16 protein-coding genes are annotated in these 17,077 nt (G+C 68.3%); 5 read left to right on the top strand and 11 right to left on the bottom strand.

The window, feature by feature from the left end:
• Positions 1–140: 140 nt before the first annotated feature.
• Together ND748_RS11350 and ND748_RS11345 are read left to right on the top strand one after the other, a co-directional pair.
• Positions 141–878, top strand: coding sequence for a class I SAM-dependent methyltransferase (locus tag ND748_RS11350; RefSeq protein ID WP_251745662.1), 738 nt, complete (start codon positions 141–143; stop codon positions 876–878).
• A 158-nt stretch (positions 879–1,036) separates the two neighbouring features.
• On the top strand, positions 1,037–2,539 hold the full coding sequence (locus tag ND748_RS11345; protein WP_251745661.1) for a recombinase family protein: 1,503 nt from the start codon (positions 1,037–1,039) through the stop codon (positions 2,537–2,539).
• 346 nt (positions 2,540–2,885) lie between these two features.
• Here ND748_RS11345 and ND748_RS11340 read toward each other — a convergent pair whose 3' ends face one another.
• The 5 genes from ND748_RS11340 to ND748_RS11320 form a co-directional block, all read right to left on the bottom strand.
• Positions 2,886–4,262: a replication initiator gene (locus ND748_RS11340; RefSeq protein WP_374215896.1), complete on the bottom strand. Its 1,377-nt coding sequence runs from the start codon at positions 4,260–4,262 to the stop codon at positions 2,886–2,888.
• Positions 4,263–4,410: 148 nt separating this feature from the next.
• Positions 4,411–6,069: an FtsK/SpoIIIE domain-containing protein gene (locus ND748_RS11335; RefSeq protein WP_251745659.1), complete on the bottom strand. Its 1,659-nt coding sequence runs from the start codon at positions 6,067–6,069 to the stop codon at positions 4,411–4,413.
• A gap of 97 nt (positions 6,070–6,166) precedes the next feature.
• Positions 6,167–6,514: a hypothetical protein gene (locus ND748_RS11330; RefSeq protein WP_251745657.1), complete on the bottom strand. Its 348-nt coding sequence runs from the start codon at positions 6,512–6,514 to the stop codon at positions 6,167–6,169.
• A gap of 9 nt (positions 6,515–6,523) precedes the next feature.
• Positions 6,524–6,739, bottom strand: coding sequence for a hypothetical protein (locus ND748_RS11325; protein WP_251745655.1), 216 nt, complete (start codon positions 6,737–6,739; stop codon positions 6,524–6,526).
• Positions 6,732–6,911, bottom strand: coding sequence for a hypothetical protein (locus ND748_RS11320; protein ID WP_251745653.1), 180 nt, complete (start codon positions 6,909–6,911; stop codon positions 6,732–6,734). Before ND748_RS11320 ends, ND748_RS11325 begins: the two co-directional genes overlap by 8 nt.
• 437 nt (positions 6,912–7,348) lie before the next feature.
• Between ND748_RS11320 and ND748_RS11315 the strand changes: the two genes are divergently transcribed.
• Both ND748_RS11315 and ND748_RS11310 read left to right on the top strand, forming a co-directional pair.
• A complete protein-coding gene (locus ND748_RS11315) occupies positions 7,349–7,909 on the top strand; it encodes a hypothetical protein (RefSeq protein WP_251745651.1) in 561 nt (186 codons plus the stop codon).
• Complete coding sequence (locus ND748_RS11310) at positions 7,906–10,242, top strand: serine/threonine-protein kinase (RefSeq protein ID WP_251745650.1); 2,337 nt, start codon at positions 7,906–7,908, stop codon at positions 10,240–10,242. Before ND748_RS11315 ends, ND748_RS11310 begins: the two co-directional genes overlap by 4 nt.
• 253 nt (positions 10,243–10,495) lie before the next feature.
• Here ND748_RS11310 and ND748_RS11305 read toward each other — a convergent pair whose 3' ends face one another.
• From ND748_RS11305 to ND748_RS11280, 6 genes are all read right to left on the bottom strand, one after another.
• A complete protein-coding gene (locus tag ND748_RS11305) occupies positions 10,496–11,380 on the bottom strand; it encodes a PHP domain-containing protein (protein ID WP_251745648.1) in 885 nt (294 codons plus the stop codon).
• Positions 11,361–11,567: a hypothetical protein gene (locus tag ND748_RS11300; RefSeq protein WP_251745647.1), complete on the bottom strand. Its 207-nt coding sequence runs from the start codon at positions 11,565–11,567 to the stop codon at positions 11,361–11,363. The genes ND748_RS11305 and ND748_RS11300 overlap by 20 nt, the downstream gene beginning before the upstream one ends.
• Positions 11,564–11,995: a hypothetical protein gene (locus tag ND748_RS11295; RefSeq protein WP_251745646.1), complete on the bottom strand. Its 432-nt coding sequence runs from the start codon at positions 11,993–11,995 to the stop codon at positions 11,564–11,566. The genes ND748_RS11300 and ND748_RS11295 overlap by 4 nt, the downstream gene beginning before the upstream one ends.
• 78 nt (positions 11,996–12,073) lie before the next feature.
• The gene (locus ND748_RS11290; RefSeq protein WP_251745645.1) at positions 12,074–12,514 is read right to left on the bottom strand and encodes a hypothetical protein; all 441 of its coding nucleotides are present in this window, start codon (positions 12,512–12,514) and stop codon (positions 12,074–12,076) included.
• A gap of 254 nt (positions 12,515–12,768) precedes the next feature.
• The gene (locus tag ND748_RS11285) at positions 12,769–13,434 is read right to left on the bottom strand and encodes a hypothetical protein (RefSeq protein ID WP_251745644.1); all 666 of its coding nucleotides are present in this window, start codon (positions 13,432–13,434) and stop codon (positions 12,769–12,771) included.
• A 371-nt stretch (positions 13,435–13,805) separates the two neighbouring features.
• A complete protein-coding gene (locus ND748_RS11280) occupies positions 13,806–14,255 on the bottom strand; it encodes an NUDIX domain-containing protein (RefSeq protein ID WP_251745643.1) in 450 nt (149 codons plus the stop codon).
• A gap of 650 nt (positions 14,256–14,905) precedes the next feature.
• Here ND748_RS11280 and ND748_RS11275 point away from each other — a divergent pair.
• A complete protein-coding gene (locus tag ND748_RS11275; protein WP_251745641.1) occupies positions 14,906–16,342 on the top strand; it encodes a hypothetical protein in 1,437 nt (478 codons plus the stop codon).
• Positions 16,343–17,077 lie beyond the last annotated feature (735 nt).

The following is a 17,077-nucleotide window of genomic DNA, read 5'->3' as shown; positions in this document are numbered from 1 at the left end:
GGCCAGCACCGCCCCGGCAGGCGGCATCCGCCCAGCAGGCGGCACCGACCCGGCAGCCGGCACCCGACCAGCAGCCGGCATCGACCCAGCAGGCAGCCACGACCAGTGCCGCGGGCAGCTCGGACGGCGAGGCGGCCCTCGTGCGCACGCTGCCGTACTCCGGCTGGGGCCTCGGCCGGTCGAAGACCCTCTTCCTCGCCCATCGCAAGGAGCCCGTCGATCCGGAGGGGTTCTACTCGCTCATCGCCGCCGACTCGGTCCGCCAGCTCATGCGGTACACCTCGCTGACCGACCAGCTCGTGCTGGACGTCGGCGGCGGCCCGGGCTACTTCCGCTCGGCGTTCCTCGACGCCGGTGCCCGCTACGTCTGGGTCGAGCCGGACGTCTCGGAGATGGAAGCCGGGGGCATCGAGGTCCCCGGCCGGGTCCGGGGCAGCGCGCTGGACCTGCCGTTCCTGTCCGGCAGCATCGATCTGTGCTACACGTCCAACGTCCTGGAGCACGTCCCCGACCCGTGGCGGATGTGCTCGGAACTGGTCCGGGTCACCCGACCCGGCGGGCTGATCTTCCTCAGCTACACCAACTGGCTGTCGCCCTGGGGCGGCCACGAGACGGCGCCGTGGCACTACCTCGGCGGTGACCGGGCGGCGGCCCGCTTCGAACGCCGCAAGGGTCAGGCGCCGAAGAACATCTACGGCCGGACGCTGTTCCCGGTGTCGGTCGCCGACACGCTGTCCTGGGCACGCCGCCGCGCCGACGTCGAGATCCTCGACGCGATGCCGCGTTACCTGCCGGACTGGGCGAAGGTGATCCTCAAGGTCCCCGGGGCCCGCGAGATCGTCACCTGGAACCTCGCGATGGTGCTACGCAAGCGCTGAAGCCGGCGCCAGGGGCCCGGCGCGGCGTCCCTGCCCCGCCCCCCGACCCGCCCCCGCGCCGCTCCCCCGCCCTCACCGCGAGGCGGTGTGCAGGGGAGCGGCCGCACCTGTCTGTTCTGTAGGGCAGAGGATGCACAAAATACTATTTAGGTATGCGATTGGACGGTAAGCGTCTCGGTCAGTACACCAGGTACTCACTCCTAGTAGGGGGTGACGATGCCCTGTCGCGGCAGAACGAGGATGGCGAGGAGTTCGCGTTCGAGTACGGGGGGACGGTGACGCGGGTCTATGAGGAGAAGACGTCTGCGTGGAAGAAGCGCAGGATCGTGCAGCCGGACGGGCGGATCATCACGCGGGTGGTCCGCCCGGAGTACCAGAAGCTCCTAGAGGATCTTCGTAATCGGGAGATTGACGGGGCGGTCGTCTACGACCTGGACCGTCTGACCCGGGACCTGCGGGACCTCGAAGACGCTATTGAGGTGGTCGAGGTCTACGGGTGCCCGATCGTCGGCCCGGGTGTCGACCTGACGACGGAGCATGGCCGTAACGCCGCCCGCGCCCAGGCGGTAGCGGCGAACAAGGCCAGCGCGGACACGTCCCGACGGGTGAAGCGCGCGCACAAGCAGTACGCGCGGGAGGGTAAGCCGGTCGGGACGGTGCGTCCGTTCGGGTGGAATGCCGATCAGCGGACGTTGTGCGAGCCGGAAGCGGACGCGATCCGCGAGGCCGTGGCGGATCTGGCGGGGGGGATGCCCATCGCGGAGATCGTTCGCCGGTGGAACAGGGCCGGGTTCACGGGGACCCGAGGAGCGGCGTTCCGGTTGACGACAGTGCAGCAGATCATGCGGAACCCACGGCTGTGCGGGTTGCGTGCGTCGACCACGCGGACCCCGAACGACGACGGGACGATTAACACCCGGATGGAGCTGGTGACCCGCAAGGAGAAGCAGCCGGACGGCACGACGACGGATGCTCCGGTGGTGGGTCAGTGGGAGCGGATCGTCACGCCCGAGCAGTGGCATGCGATGCTCGCCGTCATCGGTGATCGCCACATCCGCGCCCGGGGACGCAACGCCCGGGTTCATCTGCTGAGCGGCATTGCCAGGTGTGGCCTGTGCACCGCCGGGATGCGGTGTTGCCGGGCGAAGACCAGCCCCGAGGGCATCTACCAGTGCAAGCCGAAGACCCAGGGGGGATGCGGAGGAGTCGGACGCAAAGCGAAGTGGGTCGACGATTATGTTCTGTCGGCCCTGTTCCACAAGATCGAAGCCGAGTTGCTGGCCGCGCAGGCGACGGCCGTTCCCGAGGTCCGGGTTTGGCCCCGTCAGGCCGAGTACGACGAGGTACGCGAGACGCTCGCGGAGACGCGGGACGCCTGGACCAGCGTCCCCCGGCGGATCAGCGCGAAGACCTACTTCCCCACCTTGGAAGTGTTGGAGGAGAAGGAACACGAGCTGGAGGAGGACCGGGCCCGTTTCCTCGGCGAAGTGACGAAGGTCAGCGCCCGTCAGACCGACATCCGCGCCGAGTGGGACGGATACACCCTGGCCCGCCAGCGCGCGATCGTGCGGGAGCACCTGACCGCGGTCGTGATCTACCCGGTAGGGAAGGGACGGCAGACGTTCGACCCGGACAAGATCGAGACGGTGTGGCGAGACTAGCCCCCACCCGGCATTCTCGCGCCGAGTAGTCGTCCCATCCTTTTGCGTTTCTCGTCTGACCAGGGAGGCGCCTTAGCCGCCTGAGCCGCCCCCCACGCCTCCACCTCCGGAGGGAACTCCCGCCGACGCCCACGTGCGGACCCAGAATCCACCACCGGTGCCGGCGGGACAGCAGCCCGCCCGCCCACCCCCACCACAGCCGGCATGATCCCTTCCGCCGGCTGATGCGCGGGTACATCGGAACCTTCGGTACTCATCTCCTCTGGCACGGCCAACACCAGGGATGCGTCTGCCGGGCCGCTATCTGCTTGCCAGTCGTCAAACGGAAGCATCGCGGCTACGCCACTCATCGACTGGCCCGCCACGAGCCAGGCACCCGGACAGCCGCCCACCGCGTACCGGCCGGGGGCGGCCCGGTGGTATCGGACGCACCTCCCGAGCCCCGACCCGCGTAGGACCAGGCCCCGATGACGACGGTTCGAGGATCGCCGTCCGGCCTGCCGAACGCATCGACAGGCAGACCGCCGGACATGACCGCCGCCATCGTCCGCGCGTAGACCCGTCGGGCACCGCGCAACGCTCCGAACGTCGTGGAATACCGCCTCGACTTGGTAATCCAGTGGCCGCCGAAGCCGAACCCGTGGGACCAGCGATGCAGGCCCGGAAGCCGCCCAGGCTTACGACCGGCCGCATCGTCGAGAGCCGCCGCGAAGCCCTCGACCGCGCCGAGAGTCCAGCAGGTTTCGACCATCCGCCGCGCATGTGGGTCGAGAGCGAGCCGGGCGAGGTGCGCGAGGCTACGCACCGGCCGATCCAGCAGCCCGGAGCCGGTCACACTTTTCGTCAGGTACTTCGCCAAGTAGTTCGCGATCTTGCCGGAGGTGTCGGGCCCGTCGACCGCGAGCGCCCGCACGTCCATCTGCGCACCCCAACGGACCGGCAGCACGCCGGCAGAATCCGCCGGGTCCAGCGCGTCGACGGCGACACTGGCCGTGACGTCACGCAGACAGTCCGCCATCAGGTCGAGGCTGGCCCAGCCGGGTGGAGCAACGATGTCCTCCGGGGCCGCGCCGCGCCCGTCCACCCGGATCACCACGTGCAGATGCACCAGCCCGCGGGCCTGCATTTCCGCCGCCTTCACGAACGTCACCCGCAGCTCACGGCGCAGCGCCGCCACCGACCGGCCGGACGCCGCCGCCACCACGGATTCGAGCCGATCCCGCGTGACCTTCCACAGCATCGGCAGCATCGCGTTCCAGACCACCGCGCCCGCATAGTCGAAGCAGTCCGCGCACACCGGCCTACCGAGCAGCCGATCACCGTCCCCATGCCGGACGTGGCAACCCGCCGGCCGACCATGCGGACAGGTCCCCCGCCGAGGCCGGCACGCCCGCGCCTGCCCGCCCTTACCGGCCGACCGGCGGGAATGCACCGGCCCGAAACTCGGCGCCGTCAACGTCACGAACAGCGCCGGATGGTCCGCAACATCGCCAGTTAGGCCGTCGCCACCCGTCAGCCCAGCCAGCACGAGACGCCGCGCGTCCCGCTTGTAGGTCCGCGAGCAGGCCGGACACACCGACTCCCGCCGGTTGTTACACCGCACATGCACCACGCGGCCCGGCTGTCCCGCGGAGGAGAACGCCCGCCGCACCTCACCCGACGCCGTGTCCACATGGTCGGTATGGCCCTTGAGCCGGATAGGCGAGGAGCAGCCACCCGCCACCCGCCCATCATCGGAAAGTAGTTCTACAGTCACTGTTAGTACCTCGCGGGGGCAGGGTTCAGCGCCCGGTGCCCAACAAGGTCAGACCGGGGCGAACGGAGGCAGCGGGGGCCGGGTCGATCCCGGCAGGCAGTGCGGTGACGTGGTGTCAGCGGCGGCGCAGGTGGGTTTCCCAGGCGCGCCAGGCCGCCTCAGCGGCCGGACTACCGTCATCGAGCGCAGGCGGCAGCGGGATCGGCCGTGGCACGGGAGGTGGGGGCAACGGCCAGCCGCGCAGCGGGATGGTCGGCCCATCCCCATCCCCATCCCGGTACCGTTCGCTCGCCGCCGACCGGGGACCATGAGTGGGTGGCCGGGCGGGTGGCGCGGCCGGAGCTGGCGGAAGAGTGGGAGTCCAGCCCGGAGCCCGAGGCGCCGGCGGGGGCCCCGCGGACGACGGTGGCGCCGGCGGGGTGGTGGGCGGCCGATGGTGGGTGGCCATGGCCCGGATGTCGTCGTCGGTCAACCACCCAGCCCGCACCCGTACCGGTGTCGGGTCGCCGTCAACCAGGACATAGCCGACGCCGGGAAGGCCGCGGGGAATCCGTTCACACACCGCCCCACGGTCGTGCGCGCCGCCGCCGAGCACCATGTCCGCCTGCCCCTTTTCGGTCATCCGCAGCGCGACCCGCACGGGGAACAGGTCGCGTATCGGCAACACCTCCTTACGGGGGTCCTGCACCGCGCCGACGACGACAACACCGGGGGCCCGTCCCTGGCTGAGGAGCAGGGACAGGTTCGCGCCGATCTGCTTCTTGCGCTCCGGATCGGACACGTAGGCCGTCAGGCTCGCGATCTCGTCGACGAGCACGACCACCAGGGGGTCACCGAGGGACGGCTTGTGCAGACGGGACACCCCGCGCAGCCGCCCTGTCCGCCGATTCATCTCCCGCACAGCATCAGCGAGAAGATCGTTGATGCTGTCGACATCGACCGCGAACCGGTGGAACAACGGCTCACCGAAGGCGAGTTCCATGCCCCCCTTCGGATCCACCGCCCACACCTCGACCAGACCCGCGCGGATCGCCGGAGCCAACGCCCGCACGATCGACCACAGAACGCTTCCCTTACCGGCACCGGTCGCCCCAGCGACGAGGACATGCGAGCCGCGCAACGGCAACAGCCACGCCGTACCGTCCTCCTTCGCGCCAACCGGAAGCCGGTCCAGATCACCGGGATCACCGGCCGGAAGCAGGTCCGCGCGGATCGGCCGACCCAGGACCTCCCGGCGGACCAGGACCAGACCGACCCGATCGGCGCGGTCCAGATCAGGGGAGATACGCAGCTCCCGCAGTTTCAGGGTCGCGGTCAACCGGGCCGCCGCGGAATGCAGTTCCTCGACGGACTGGCCGGGGGTCAGGGTGATCCGCAGATGCCAGCCGGCCGGGCCGCGCCGGGCCCGGCGGATACGCGGAGTGCGCCCCACGATCCGGCCGGGGGTTTCCAGCCGGCACGCCCGGCACGCCGCCGCCCACCGACGCCGCAACCGCCCGCCCAGCAGCCAGCCCAACACCACCCGCCGGGTCACCGGCACCACCGCGACGACGACCAGCACGGCGAGGAACAGCCAACGGCCCCCGGTCGGCCCGACCAGCGCGACGCACCGCCGGTACACCAGCAGGACCGCGACGAGGGTGGCAGCCTCCCGCCGCCAGCCCCACACATGCCGGCCGACATGGCGCACCAGCAGCTCCACCACCGAGGGGCGCAGAGCAAGCCGGTACTGGTCCGGCCGTAGCCGACCCCGACGAATCTTGAGCACGGCCATCGTGGCCGTCCCCCTTCCCGACCTCACGGAGCACAAAAAAGGGGGGTGGTGGTGCGAGGTCACGGCACCACCACCCCCCGACCTGCGGGAAAGGGGTCTAGTTCTTACCGGCCGGGGGCGCCGCCGCCGGGGGCGCAGTCGCCGACAGGGGCCGGATCTCCCGGACGCTCCACGAGATGCCATGACGGTCCGCCATCGCCCACTGCGTTCCGATCAGGCCGACCAGCGCCACCGGCATGCCGACGCCGACCTTCGGCGCCTCACCGGCAACCTTGACCTTCAGCAAGGACGCGGTGTCCTCGTAGGTCACCGCGACCTGCACGACGTGCACCGGCAGGCCGTCCCGGTTCGCTTTCGGCTTGCCGTCCAGGTCCACGTCCGGCGTCGCCGTCGACACGGCCACCACGTTCGTCAACAATGATTCGTTCACCGGAATCACACGCATAGCTGCTCCTTAGTTGCGAGAACCGCACGGGCGCACGGTTCCGAAAATCGCCGGATGATAGTTAGTCGACGCGCACGACACCGACGCCGGAGGAGCAGAGGTTCGGTCGAGCAGAGCAACACCGACCGTGATGCCGAACGCCAGAGAGAACAGCGCCGCCATCCACGCGCTCAGCGCGAGAACCGCCAGCAAGTCCGTACGCAGGTCCGGGCTGTCCTCAGCCACGGCGGGTCACCTTCGCGACGAGCCAGAACACCGCAATGACGATCAGTCCGACCGCGACGACCGCCGCCCAGGTCCCCGCCGACGACAGGAAGAACAAGCCCAGGTAGAGCGCCCAGAACAGGAACACCCAGAACGTGAAACCATACGACCGGCGCACGTAGTATCGAGGCACGACAGAAACCCCCAGAACAAACGCGGGTGGAAACAGGAAGGCCGGGAAGCGAATCCGTTCCGGCACCGCCTACTCTGCCCCGCGTACCGCTTGACGAGAAGGTTTCAGAGCCGGTTATTCCGCGGAATTACCCGGCGTTGCCAGCGGCGTCCACGGCGCGGGGAACCGGACCAGCCCCGGACTGCACACGGACTACCCCACCCGGAGCGGCCACGGACCGCACACGGAGTACACCCGGACCGGGCGCCCCAACTCCCACCCAACCGGCCGCAGCCGGCACAGTGTCACCGTCCGATCACGGGTGACGATGTGGATGCGGAGCAGAACCGGACTCCGCACGGACCCGACCCGGAGCACACCCGGCGCAGCCACACCGGACCAGACCCGGAGTGACCCCGGAGGCGCGGGCCAGGGGCGACCAGGAAGGACCCCCGCCGATGACCACCGAAGGCGACCGCACCGAAGCGCTACGCGCCTGCCTTGTCCCCGCCTACAAACGCGGCCTCCAGCACGCCGCCGACCTGGCCCTGCACGCCGAGGTCAGGCCGTTGCTCGATCTGCTGGTCCCACCCGACGGACGGGCCAGTGAACATCAGCGCGCCCGCACCGCCCACCGGATGCTCTTCACCGCGGTGGACGCGCTCACCAGCCCCCGCGCCAACGCCGCCGCAATCATGCTCGACCTGGTGTCCGCGCCGCCCGGCCGCGACCGAGGTATCACCGCGCGCAAGGAAGCCGCCGCCCAGCGGCACGGCATTTCCGCGGACTGGTTCACCCGTAGCGAGCTGGGACCCATGACCCTCGCCTTGGCCATGGAACTGGATCAGCAGCTACGCCGCCGGGAAGGACGCACCGTCACCGATCCCTACCGGCACCGGGACCCGGCCACCCTGCCCCCACCACCCCCGGCCAGCAGCTACCGCCCCCGCCCCGCCACCACACCCCCACCGGCCGCACCGTCAACGCCCCGCCGCAATCCCCCCGCCGAACGGCCGTGACCCCAGCCGTCGGGCCCTTGCGCGTCGAGGACCCCACCCGCATCGGTGCGTACACGCTGCGCGGGCGTCTCGGGTCCGGCGGTATGGGCATGGTCTACCTCGCCAGCGATCCCACCGGCGACCCCGTCGCCGTGAAGATCATAAGGCCGGAGGTCACCGGCGATCCGATGTTCCGGGACCGGTTCCGCCGCGAGGTCACCGCCGCCCGTCGCGTGCCGCGGTTCTGCACCGCCGCCGTCCGCGACGCCGACCCCGACGGCAACCCCCCCTACCTGGTCACCGACTACGTCCCCGGCCCCACCCTGACCAGCGCCGTGCGCACCACCCCGCTCAAAGGGGCCGAGCTGGAACAGGTCGCGGTCAACATCGCCACCGCGCTGGCCGTCATCCACGGCGCCGGAGTCGTCCACCGCGACCTCAAACCCAGCAACGTCCTACTGTCCCCGAGCGGCGCCCGCGTGATCGACTTCGGGATCGCCACCGCAGCCGGCATGACCATGCTCACCCTCGGACAACCCATCGGCACCCCCGAGTTCATGCCCCCCGAAGCGTTCGACGGAGCCCCGCCCAGCCCGGCCGGGGACATCTTCGCCTGGGGCGGGGTCGTCCTCTACGCCGCCAGCCGCACCCCACCGTTCCCCTACGAACCCGCCGCCCTCCTCCCGCACCGCATCCGCACCGACCACCCCGCCCACCTCCACCGACTCCCCGAACCCCTACGCGGCGCCGTCACCGCAGCCATGGCCAAAGACCCGCACCAGCGGCCGACCGCCGACCAGCTTTACCGCCTACTCACCGGACCCGCCTCCACCGCGAACCCCCGCCCCCACGCCAGCCCGGACGACACCGGCCGATGGGTCCCCGACGTCACCCGCCCCCTGAACCCCGCGGCCCACACCGCCCGACCACCCACACCCCCCAGCCCGCCCGCACACCCCGGAACGCCACCGCGCCGCCGACGCCGCACCCTCATCGCCGGGTCGCTCGCCGTCGCCGCGGTTCTCGCCGCCGCCGCGTTCACCCTCCGCGCCGAGCAGCACGCCGGACGCGGCACCCTCACCGCCGCCCAGCGCACCACCGCCGGCCGCACCCTCGCCGCCGCCGCGCAGAACACCACCGACCCGGCACTCGCCGAACGACTCGCCGTTGCCGCGTGGCACCTCAACCCCGCCGCCAGCGGGGACGCCCTGCTGACCACCACCGCCGGACGACTACCACCACTGAGCACAGCCGGACATGCCGGACCCATCACCACCGCCGCCATCACCGCCGACGGGCGGACCCTCGCCACCAGCAGCAAAGACCAGACCGCCCGCCTCTGGGACCTCACCACCCCCGGCGACCACCCCGCCCTCCTCGCCACCCTCCCGCACGCCGCCGCCGTCACCGCCATCAGCCTCAACCCGCCCGGCACCCTGGCCGCCACCACCAGCGAAGACGACACCCTGCACCTGTGGAACATCCGCAACCCGGACGAGCCAACCCCAGCCGGCACCTACACCCTCCGGGGCGCCGGACATCCCATCGCCGCCGTCTTCAGCCCCGCCGGCACGGTGCTCTCCCTCACCACCAGCACCGGCGCACTACTCACCTACGACGTCACGGACCCGACGCATCTCACCATCCTGTCCTCCACCGTGCACGCCCACAACGACGAAACCACCGCCCAGGCCATCCCGAACAGCACCACCCTCGCCACCGCCAGCGCGGACGGCACCGCCCGCCTCTGGGACCTCACCGACCCCCACACCCCGAAGCCCCTCAGCCGGATCACCCTCACCGCCGCGCCCCTCAACCTCGCCATCAGCCCCGACGGTCACACCTTCGCCGCAGCCAACGCCGACGGAACCATCAGCCTCTGGAACATCCGCAACCCCGCCGCCCCCGAACCCCTCACCACCCTGCAACTCCCCAAACCAAACAGCGCCAGCAGCGCCGACACGCTCACCACCTTCACCAACGCCGCATCCGCCGTCACCTTCAACCCCACCAGCACCCTTCTCGCCGCCGCCACCACCACCGGCACCCTCTATCTCTGGAACATCACCGACCCCCACAACCCCCACAACCCCCACCCACTCCTCACCCTCACCACCATGATCAACGAACTCACGTTCATACACGACGGCACCCGCATCCTCACCGCAAGCGACGACAGCACCGCACGACTCTGGGACCTCAACCCCACCAGCCTCTACCGACGCGCCTGCACCACCACCCACGATCAGCTCACCCCAGATGAATGGACCCGCTACCTCTCCCACGTCCACTACCAACGCCCCTGCCCCGCCACCACCTCACCACCAACCGAGACACATTCCGCGCCACCGTGAACGAAGCACCTTTGACGAGATGACGAATTACCCCGCCACCATCGACAGCCATAACGACCACAGCCTCCCAGGCGAACCCACCGTCTACGCCCGCCTACATCGGCTCTCCGGTATGCGAAAAGGGCACGCCGTGGCCTGCGTAGGTCCTATACCCGGCCCGCGCACCGCCACCAACGCGCCCGATCCGCACCCCAGAGAAGCCGCCCCCGCCTCCGCCTCGACGTTGACTATCCGGCGGAGGACAACACCTCCATCACGCCGATGACGACGAGCGTGTGATCGGCCTAGCTCCGGTCGCCATGGCAATGATGCGTTCGTAGTTCAGGCGGCTGGTCGTCTCGGCGCCGAGCTCCTGCGATTTGATGGGCGGCCCGTGGTAGTCACTCGACCCGGTCACGATCAGGCCTAGCGATGCTGCGATCCCAAGCAGTTCGCGCCGGGCGGCGGCGTCGTGCTCCGGATGGAACACCTCCAGTCCGGCCAGCCCCGCGCGGGCCATCTGCTCCAGATGCTCACCAGTAAGCCCCGCCCCACGCTTCTCCCCGAACGGATGCGCGAGGATCGGCACGCCCCCGGCATCCCGCACAAGCTCGATCGCATGTGTGATGTCCGGCTGCCACTTGCGTACCCGGTACGGTCCACCGGGACCGAACCACCGGTAGGTGAACGCCTCCCCGACGGTCGCCAGGACGCCGGCGTCCACCAACGCCCGCGCGATGTGCGGCTTACCGACCGCCGCACCCCCGGCCAGCTTCGCGACCTGCGGCCAGCTAATCTCGTGGCCGTCGGCAGACAGCAACGCCACCATCTGCCGCGCCCGCCCGTCACGGCTCTCCACCGTGTGGGCCATTACCTCGACCAGCGGCCCATGATTCTGGTTCGGCAGGTAAGCGAGCAGGTGCAACGTCAGCCGTTCCTCACCGATCAGGGTCTCACAGGACAATTCCACCCCGGGAATCAACGTCAGCCCCAGCGGCAGACCCGCAGCGGCAGCGCCGACGCCCCCGAAACTGTCGTGATCGGTCAGCGCCAGCACCGACAGTCCCGCGCCCGCCGCCCGCCGCACAAGCTCGCCCGGTTCCACCGCCCCGTCGGACGCCGTCGAATGCGTGTGTAGATCAATCGTCATGGTATCCATCCGTGAAGGTCGTCCTAGCAACCTGGAGAATCACCGCATCCGCGGAATTCCCGTCCCCATCAGTCACCCGAACCCGTGTTCCCGCCACGGGAACACCACTGTCGAAGTCCTCCGGGAACACCGACAGCGTCAGGTTTGGGACAAGATCATTGAAGTCGACGAGGAGCGCAGGCTGCTTCTCCGTCACCACTCGTCCCCGTCGACACCCGGGACCGAGCCTCCGAGCTTCGCGCGGGCCTCCCGGGCCGCACGGGCCTGACACTCCGCATCCGCTTCGATCACAGGCAGGGCGTCGACCGCGTGGGCGCGGACCGCTGCGGTGATCTGCTGCCAGACCGACGCGGGCAGACGCGCCTCCATGCGGTGCAGGTAGCCGTAGGCCAGATGCACATAGCCATCAACGACCCGGGCGCGACCACCGGCCAGCGACCACGCCAACCACCCGCCGTCCAAATCCTTGAGTCGGCCAGCGGCGATGGCCTCAGCAAGTCCGAGCCAGACCACCCCCGGTATGCGCAGCTCCTGCGTCTCGCCGCCGTAGTCGTAGCCGATGACGACGTCGATGCCTTCCCGGCCGAACTTGCAGGCGGGGGCCACTGCGGAGGTCTGCCACATCGTGAACTCTCCATCGGGTGGGCCTGCCTGCCCGCCCGTGCCGAGCACAGGCCCCGCGGACGGGCAGGCCAGGGAACATCAGGAGCCGGCGGTCACCGGCGTGTCGCTCAGGTCGCCCTGCAACGCCAGGAGGACCTTTCCCCGCCGGTTACTGGTCAGCGCCGCCGCCGTCGCCACCTGTCCGGCGTCGAACCCGCCCAGCCCCTCCAGACGGCGGGCCACCCACGCCCGCTCCAGCTCCAGCAGCAGCGCGGACCGCTCGACGAGCAGCGCGTCCAACTCCGCCGCCTCGGCCGCGGTCGGCGCCTCCACCCCGGCCACGATGTCGGCCGAGGAAGCAAGCGCCGCCATCCGCACGAGGATCCGGTCCGAATCCTCCGTGTAACGGGCGCACACGGCCCCCAACATCATCTCCTGGTCGGGACGCAGCTTCAGCACGTCCGCGGCGTGCAACTCGCGGGCGAACAATTCCCCGACCGGGGCCAACCCGAACGCGGCACCCTGCAACAGACTGTTCATACGTGTCTCCAGACAGATCGAAGGAACGAGAAGGAACGGGCTGCCCTACCCGTGGGGATCCCCGTAGCCATCGGCCCACGCATCGGGGATGATGGTCCGTGGGCGGCCACGCGCCACGGGTAGGGCAGATCAAAGGCCGCCGGCTCGGGGACCGGCGGGCCGGTCTCAGGGGGCCGCGACCCGTAGGCCGCCAACCGTGAATGAACGACAAGGCATTGAACCGGGTTATCGGACTCCGAACGGGCCGGTCTCAACTACATGAGATCGGGATGCCGGCTCACCTCGGCTTGAAATAGGGACTCGAAGGCGTTTGGGCCGTAACGAAGATCTAGCCAGGTGGTGAGCTCCGAAGAATCGCCATTGATCGTCGCATTGATAATCGTTGCGTGTAGCTCTTCGCGGTCGACGCCGCCGATCTCGGTGAGAAAAGTTTCGTAACGGGTGTTTACATTGTTTTCATAGACTGCCATCGCGGCCAGATACCGATTGCGGTCCGCCTTATCGGCTGCCGATGGCCCTGTCATTATTGCAAGTTTGGTCCGGTCAGCTTCGGTGAGCTGACCTGTGGTGTCACGGAATGCTAGACCATTGAACGGGTCAGGCGATGGAGTTAGGCTGAATCGTTCGGCCACTTGGCGGGCGATATTACGGGCCTCTCGGTCCGTGGCTCCTTCCGTCACAATACCGAGATTCCGCGTAGTGCGAGAATCCGCCCTATCGCGGGCAGAATAGGGGATTCCGTCGGGGCTGCGGCGGTTGAGACCGTAGCGGATACGAACCAACCTATCCCCGTGGAGCGTATACATGCGGAAACTACCGTAGTGCAGGCAATCGTGCGCATAGGAACGTAAGAAGTCCAGCGCCACCAATGCTGTCGGGACCGTGTCAAGATCGGTCAGGTCGCCATACTTAGTGATCACGGCGCCCATCTGGATGTGCCGATACCCCTGTCGCGGGTAATGGAATCCGCCGAACGCGGACGGAACGGTGGACCGCACCCCTACCCACACCCGGTCGACCGGAAGAAAGCTCCGTAGACCAAGCTCCTGGCAACGTCCCGAGAGAAGGGAAGTGCCAAGGTAGAACAGCTCTCTAAGTTGGTACTCGGACCACATGTCCACCACCCAGTGCAGCAGTGAGAAACTTAGCTCTGGATGCTCACGGTCAGGCGTCGCAGTTGCCCGCACGCCTGCTAATCGCCGTACCGTTTCAGTGCATGTGGCCGGCTCTCCGACCACATGTTCGTTCGGGCCAAGACAGTTCGGCGCCAGGGACCTAGGAACGGACCAGGTCAGCGGTCTCTCTGTATCAGGAGTCGGTGTGACTCCAACAGTCCTTCCGGAAGATGGCTTCGCGAGAACCACTGTGCCTCCAGGATCTCGAAAGAGGCGAGCTTGACCGAGCCTCCGACGAAGTCCGCTTCGTAAGCCACTTCAACCCGCAGTCTATATCCACTCTTCAGGTTGGCCAGCTCGCGAACTCGAACCTTCAGGCCGGTCTCTTCAAGTACTTCCCGAACAATCGTGGCCTCGAAGCTCTCGGACTTCTTCGCATACCCGGTCGGAAGCCCCCACTGTCGATCTTTTGGCCACAGTCTGTGCCGAAGCAGAAGAATTCGGTCGTCATCGTCTCGGACGATCCCGGTAACACCAACCATGAATGTTGCATGCCAAATCCAGAGTAGACGCCATTGAACTGATCCACGAAGCGCCCGCCAGACCATGGCTGCAATCCTCTTCACGGAGTGTGTTCCCTTCGCTTGGCATGTCCGCGATAAATCTTGTGTCGTGGCGATGATGCACCACGGGCACAAGCGCGCACCCCTCCGACCTACCAGGACGAGCTTCGGCCAGGGAGGTCTACCGTGTGCGCTGCCCGACGCCAGCCGGGTAGGCCGGAGGCCCGCGCCCACAAACGCCGGAGGCCGGAGGGGTCAACCGACTCCTGTAGCACGCAACCCCGCACACCATCGACCACCAGGACCTCACCGGTCCCAGTGCTGAGACGTTACTGCCCGCCATGCAATGACCTCCTGCGACGATGCGGCCCGGATGAGACGGCCTTGGGTGGGATCTGTGCCCCGACCCGGACCGGGCCAGCCGAGGACTGCCCGGCGTGCGCGGCCCCGGACATCGGAGCCGGGGTTACACCCGCCGTGGACGCGACTCCAGCCGAGGCGCCGACCACAACCCGGCCGGCGTCACTGGCACATCGTCCTGCGACTTCCCGTATATGAGCCAGGTCAGGAAGAGGGGCCGTTCAAGGGGCGGATTGAGGGGCGGACAGCGGGGAGGACAGCCCCCGCGAGCAGCCCGACGGCGTGCCGCCGCGTACGCGATCCATACCTCTGTGCGATGATCAACACATGCACGGAACGAGGGAGCGCCGTCGGTGAACCAGCCGAACCACCAACTTCGCAGCGCCAGGGAACGGACCGAGTCGCCGCATGCCCGCGGCGAGTCCCTGTCGCGTCGGGAACTCGCCGAGCTTGTGAATGCTGCTGTGTCCTCGACAACGGGTCGCACGGTCGTGATCGACGATCATTACATCGGGAAGCTTGAGCGAGGTGTAATCCGGTGGCCGCAGGAGAACTACCGTGCGGCACTCCGTGCCATCCTCCGGGTACCGTCCGACGCCGAGCTTGGTTTCCGTCGACCGCGCCGCCCTCACCCGAGTCCAGCCGATGAAACGATCCCCTCGGCGGCCCTCACCGCTCCCGGTACCGCCCCCCCGTCCGGCTTCCTGTTGGCTGAAGCCGCGGACCAGCAGCTACGTTCAACGACCACACCGGCGGGGAACATCCCTGCCGATCTCGCGCTACTGGAGGAGTGGTCGGCAATGCTACGCAGAGAACTACTCATGCAAGGTGCGGCTACCCTCACCGCACTCACCCACCTTGAGTCCTACCTGTCCGCGCTCGATGCTGATCCGGCCACCAAGGTCGCGGTGCTCCGTTCAATGATCACAGCACAGCGCCGCCGTGAGGGGTTGATGCCGGCCCCCGGCCTCGCCGGAATCGTAGTCGAGCACATGCGTCTCCTCCGTGCTGTGGGAGAACACGCACGGGAGCCTAGAGCCCAGCGGCTCGCCGCCGAGGCGTTGAGCGAGGGTTACGGTTTCCTGGCCTGGCTCGCGTGGGACATGTGGGAGATTGGTTCTGCTCAGCGCTACTATCATGCGGCCGTCCGCATGGCACGCCAGTCGCAGCATCCGACCTTGACGGCCTACATGCTGGGTAGCACCGCCGTGTTCACCGCGAAGTCCGGCAATCCCCACCGCGCATTGGATCTAATCCACCAAGCCCGCAAATCTCTACCAGCACATACGCAAGACACCATTGAAGCCTGGTTGTACTCCACCTCTGCCGCCGCTCACGCCTCTGCGCAGCAAGCGGACGAGACCTGGCGGTATCTCGATATGGCCCATGAGGCTACGACGCGCATTCGAGTTGATGACAATCCACCATGGCCATGGATCATGCGCTTCGATGACCAAAAGCTCGCTGGCTACCGACTCGTCGCCGCTGTGGACCTACACAATCCTACCGTCGCTCTGCGCAGTGCGCCGCTTGCCACGAAAGTGCAGGTCCATAGTGCGCAGCACGCCCTTAACCTCCTAGCGCAGGCCGACGCGCACGCCATGAACAGAGACTACGATCAAAGTGCGGCTATTGCACTCACTGCGCTAGACGCGGCATCAACGAAGACCTCTCAGAGGGTCATCCGTGCAGCATGGAAGACGCGCCAAGCGCTGCCCGTTACGTCTCGCGACGAATCGGTCCAGCGCCTTGATGACAAACTCCGAAACCTAGACCCACTTGATATCTGAAAGGCTTCGTCTGCCGTGACCAATGTGGGCATTACAGGGCACCGCACACTTACTCCAGCGATCGAGGAGGACGTACGCCGAGAGATTCGAACAGCACTCCGAGCTCAAAATGCTTCCGCCCTTACCGGGATAACCTGCCTCGCGGATGGCGCAGACACCATATTTGCCGAAGCGGTTTCGGACATGGGCGGTCGGCTGGTCGTGATCGTCCCTGCAACCACTTACCGCGATAGCCTCCCCGCGGAGCATCATCCCACATACGATCGGCTCTTCAACCAAGCAAACAAGATCCACCAGCTACCCTGCCATGCCTCGGACTCCGACGCCCACATGCAGGCCAGCCGTCTACTGGTCGACGAGTCCGATCAACTGATCGCAGTGTGGGACGGACAGCCAAGCAGAGGACCCGGCGGGACAGCGGATGTGATCGATTACGCGCACACGAAGGGTATCCCAGTCACCGTCATCTGGCCCGTGGGCGCAGTAAGGCCCTGAAAATGGCACGCCGCGAATTTTCTGTACGGTTTCAAGGCGCGCCTACGGCGCGCGCGTGTGACCTGCCGCACACGCCGTGCCCGCCGTGCGCGCCACGCCCGCGGGACTCGCCGCCCGCGGGGGGGGGGGCCCCCCCCCCCCCCGCCCCCCCCCCCCCCCCCCCGGCCCCCCCCCCCCCGCCGGCCGCCCCCCCCCCCCCCCCCCCCCCCCCCCCCCCCCACCCCCCCCCCCCCCACCCCC

It is taken from the genome of Frankia sp. AiPs1 (assembly GCF_023716945.1).
GTDB lineage: Bacteria > Actinomycetota > Actinomycetes > Frankiales > Frankiaceae > Frankia.
Note: the sequence above shows the minus strand (reverse complement) of the source record. Positions and strands in the feature narration are given on the sequence as shown.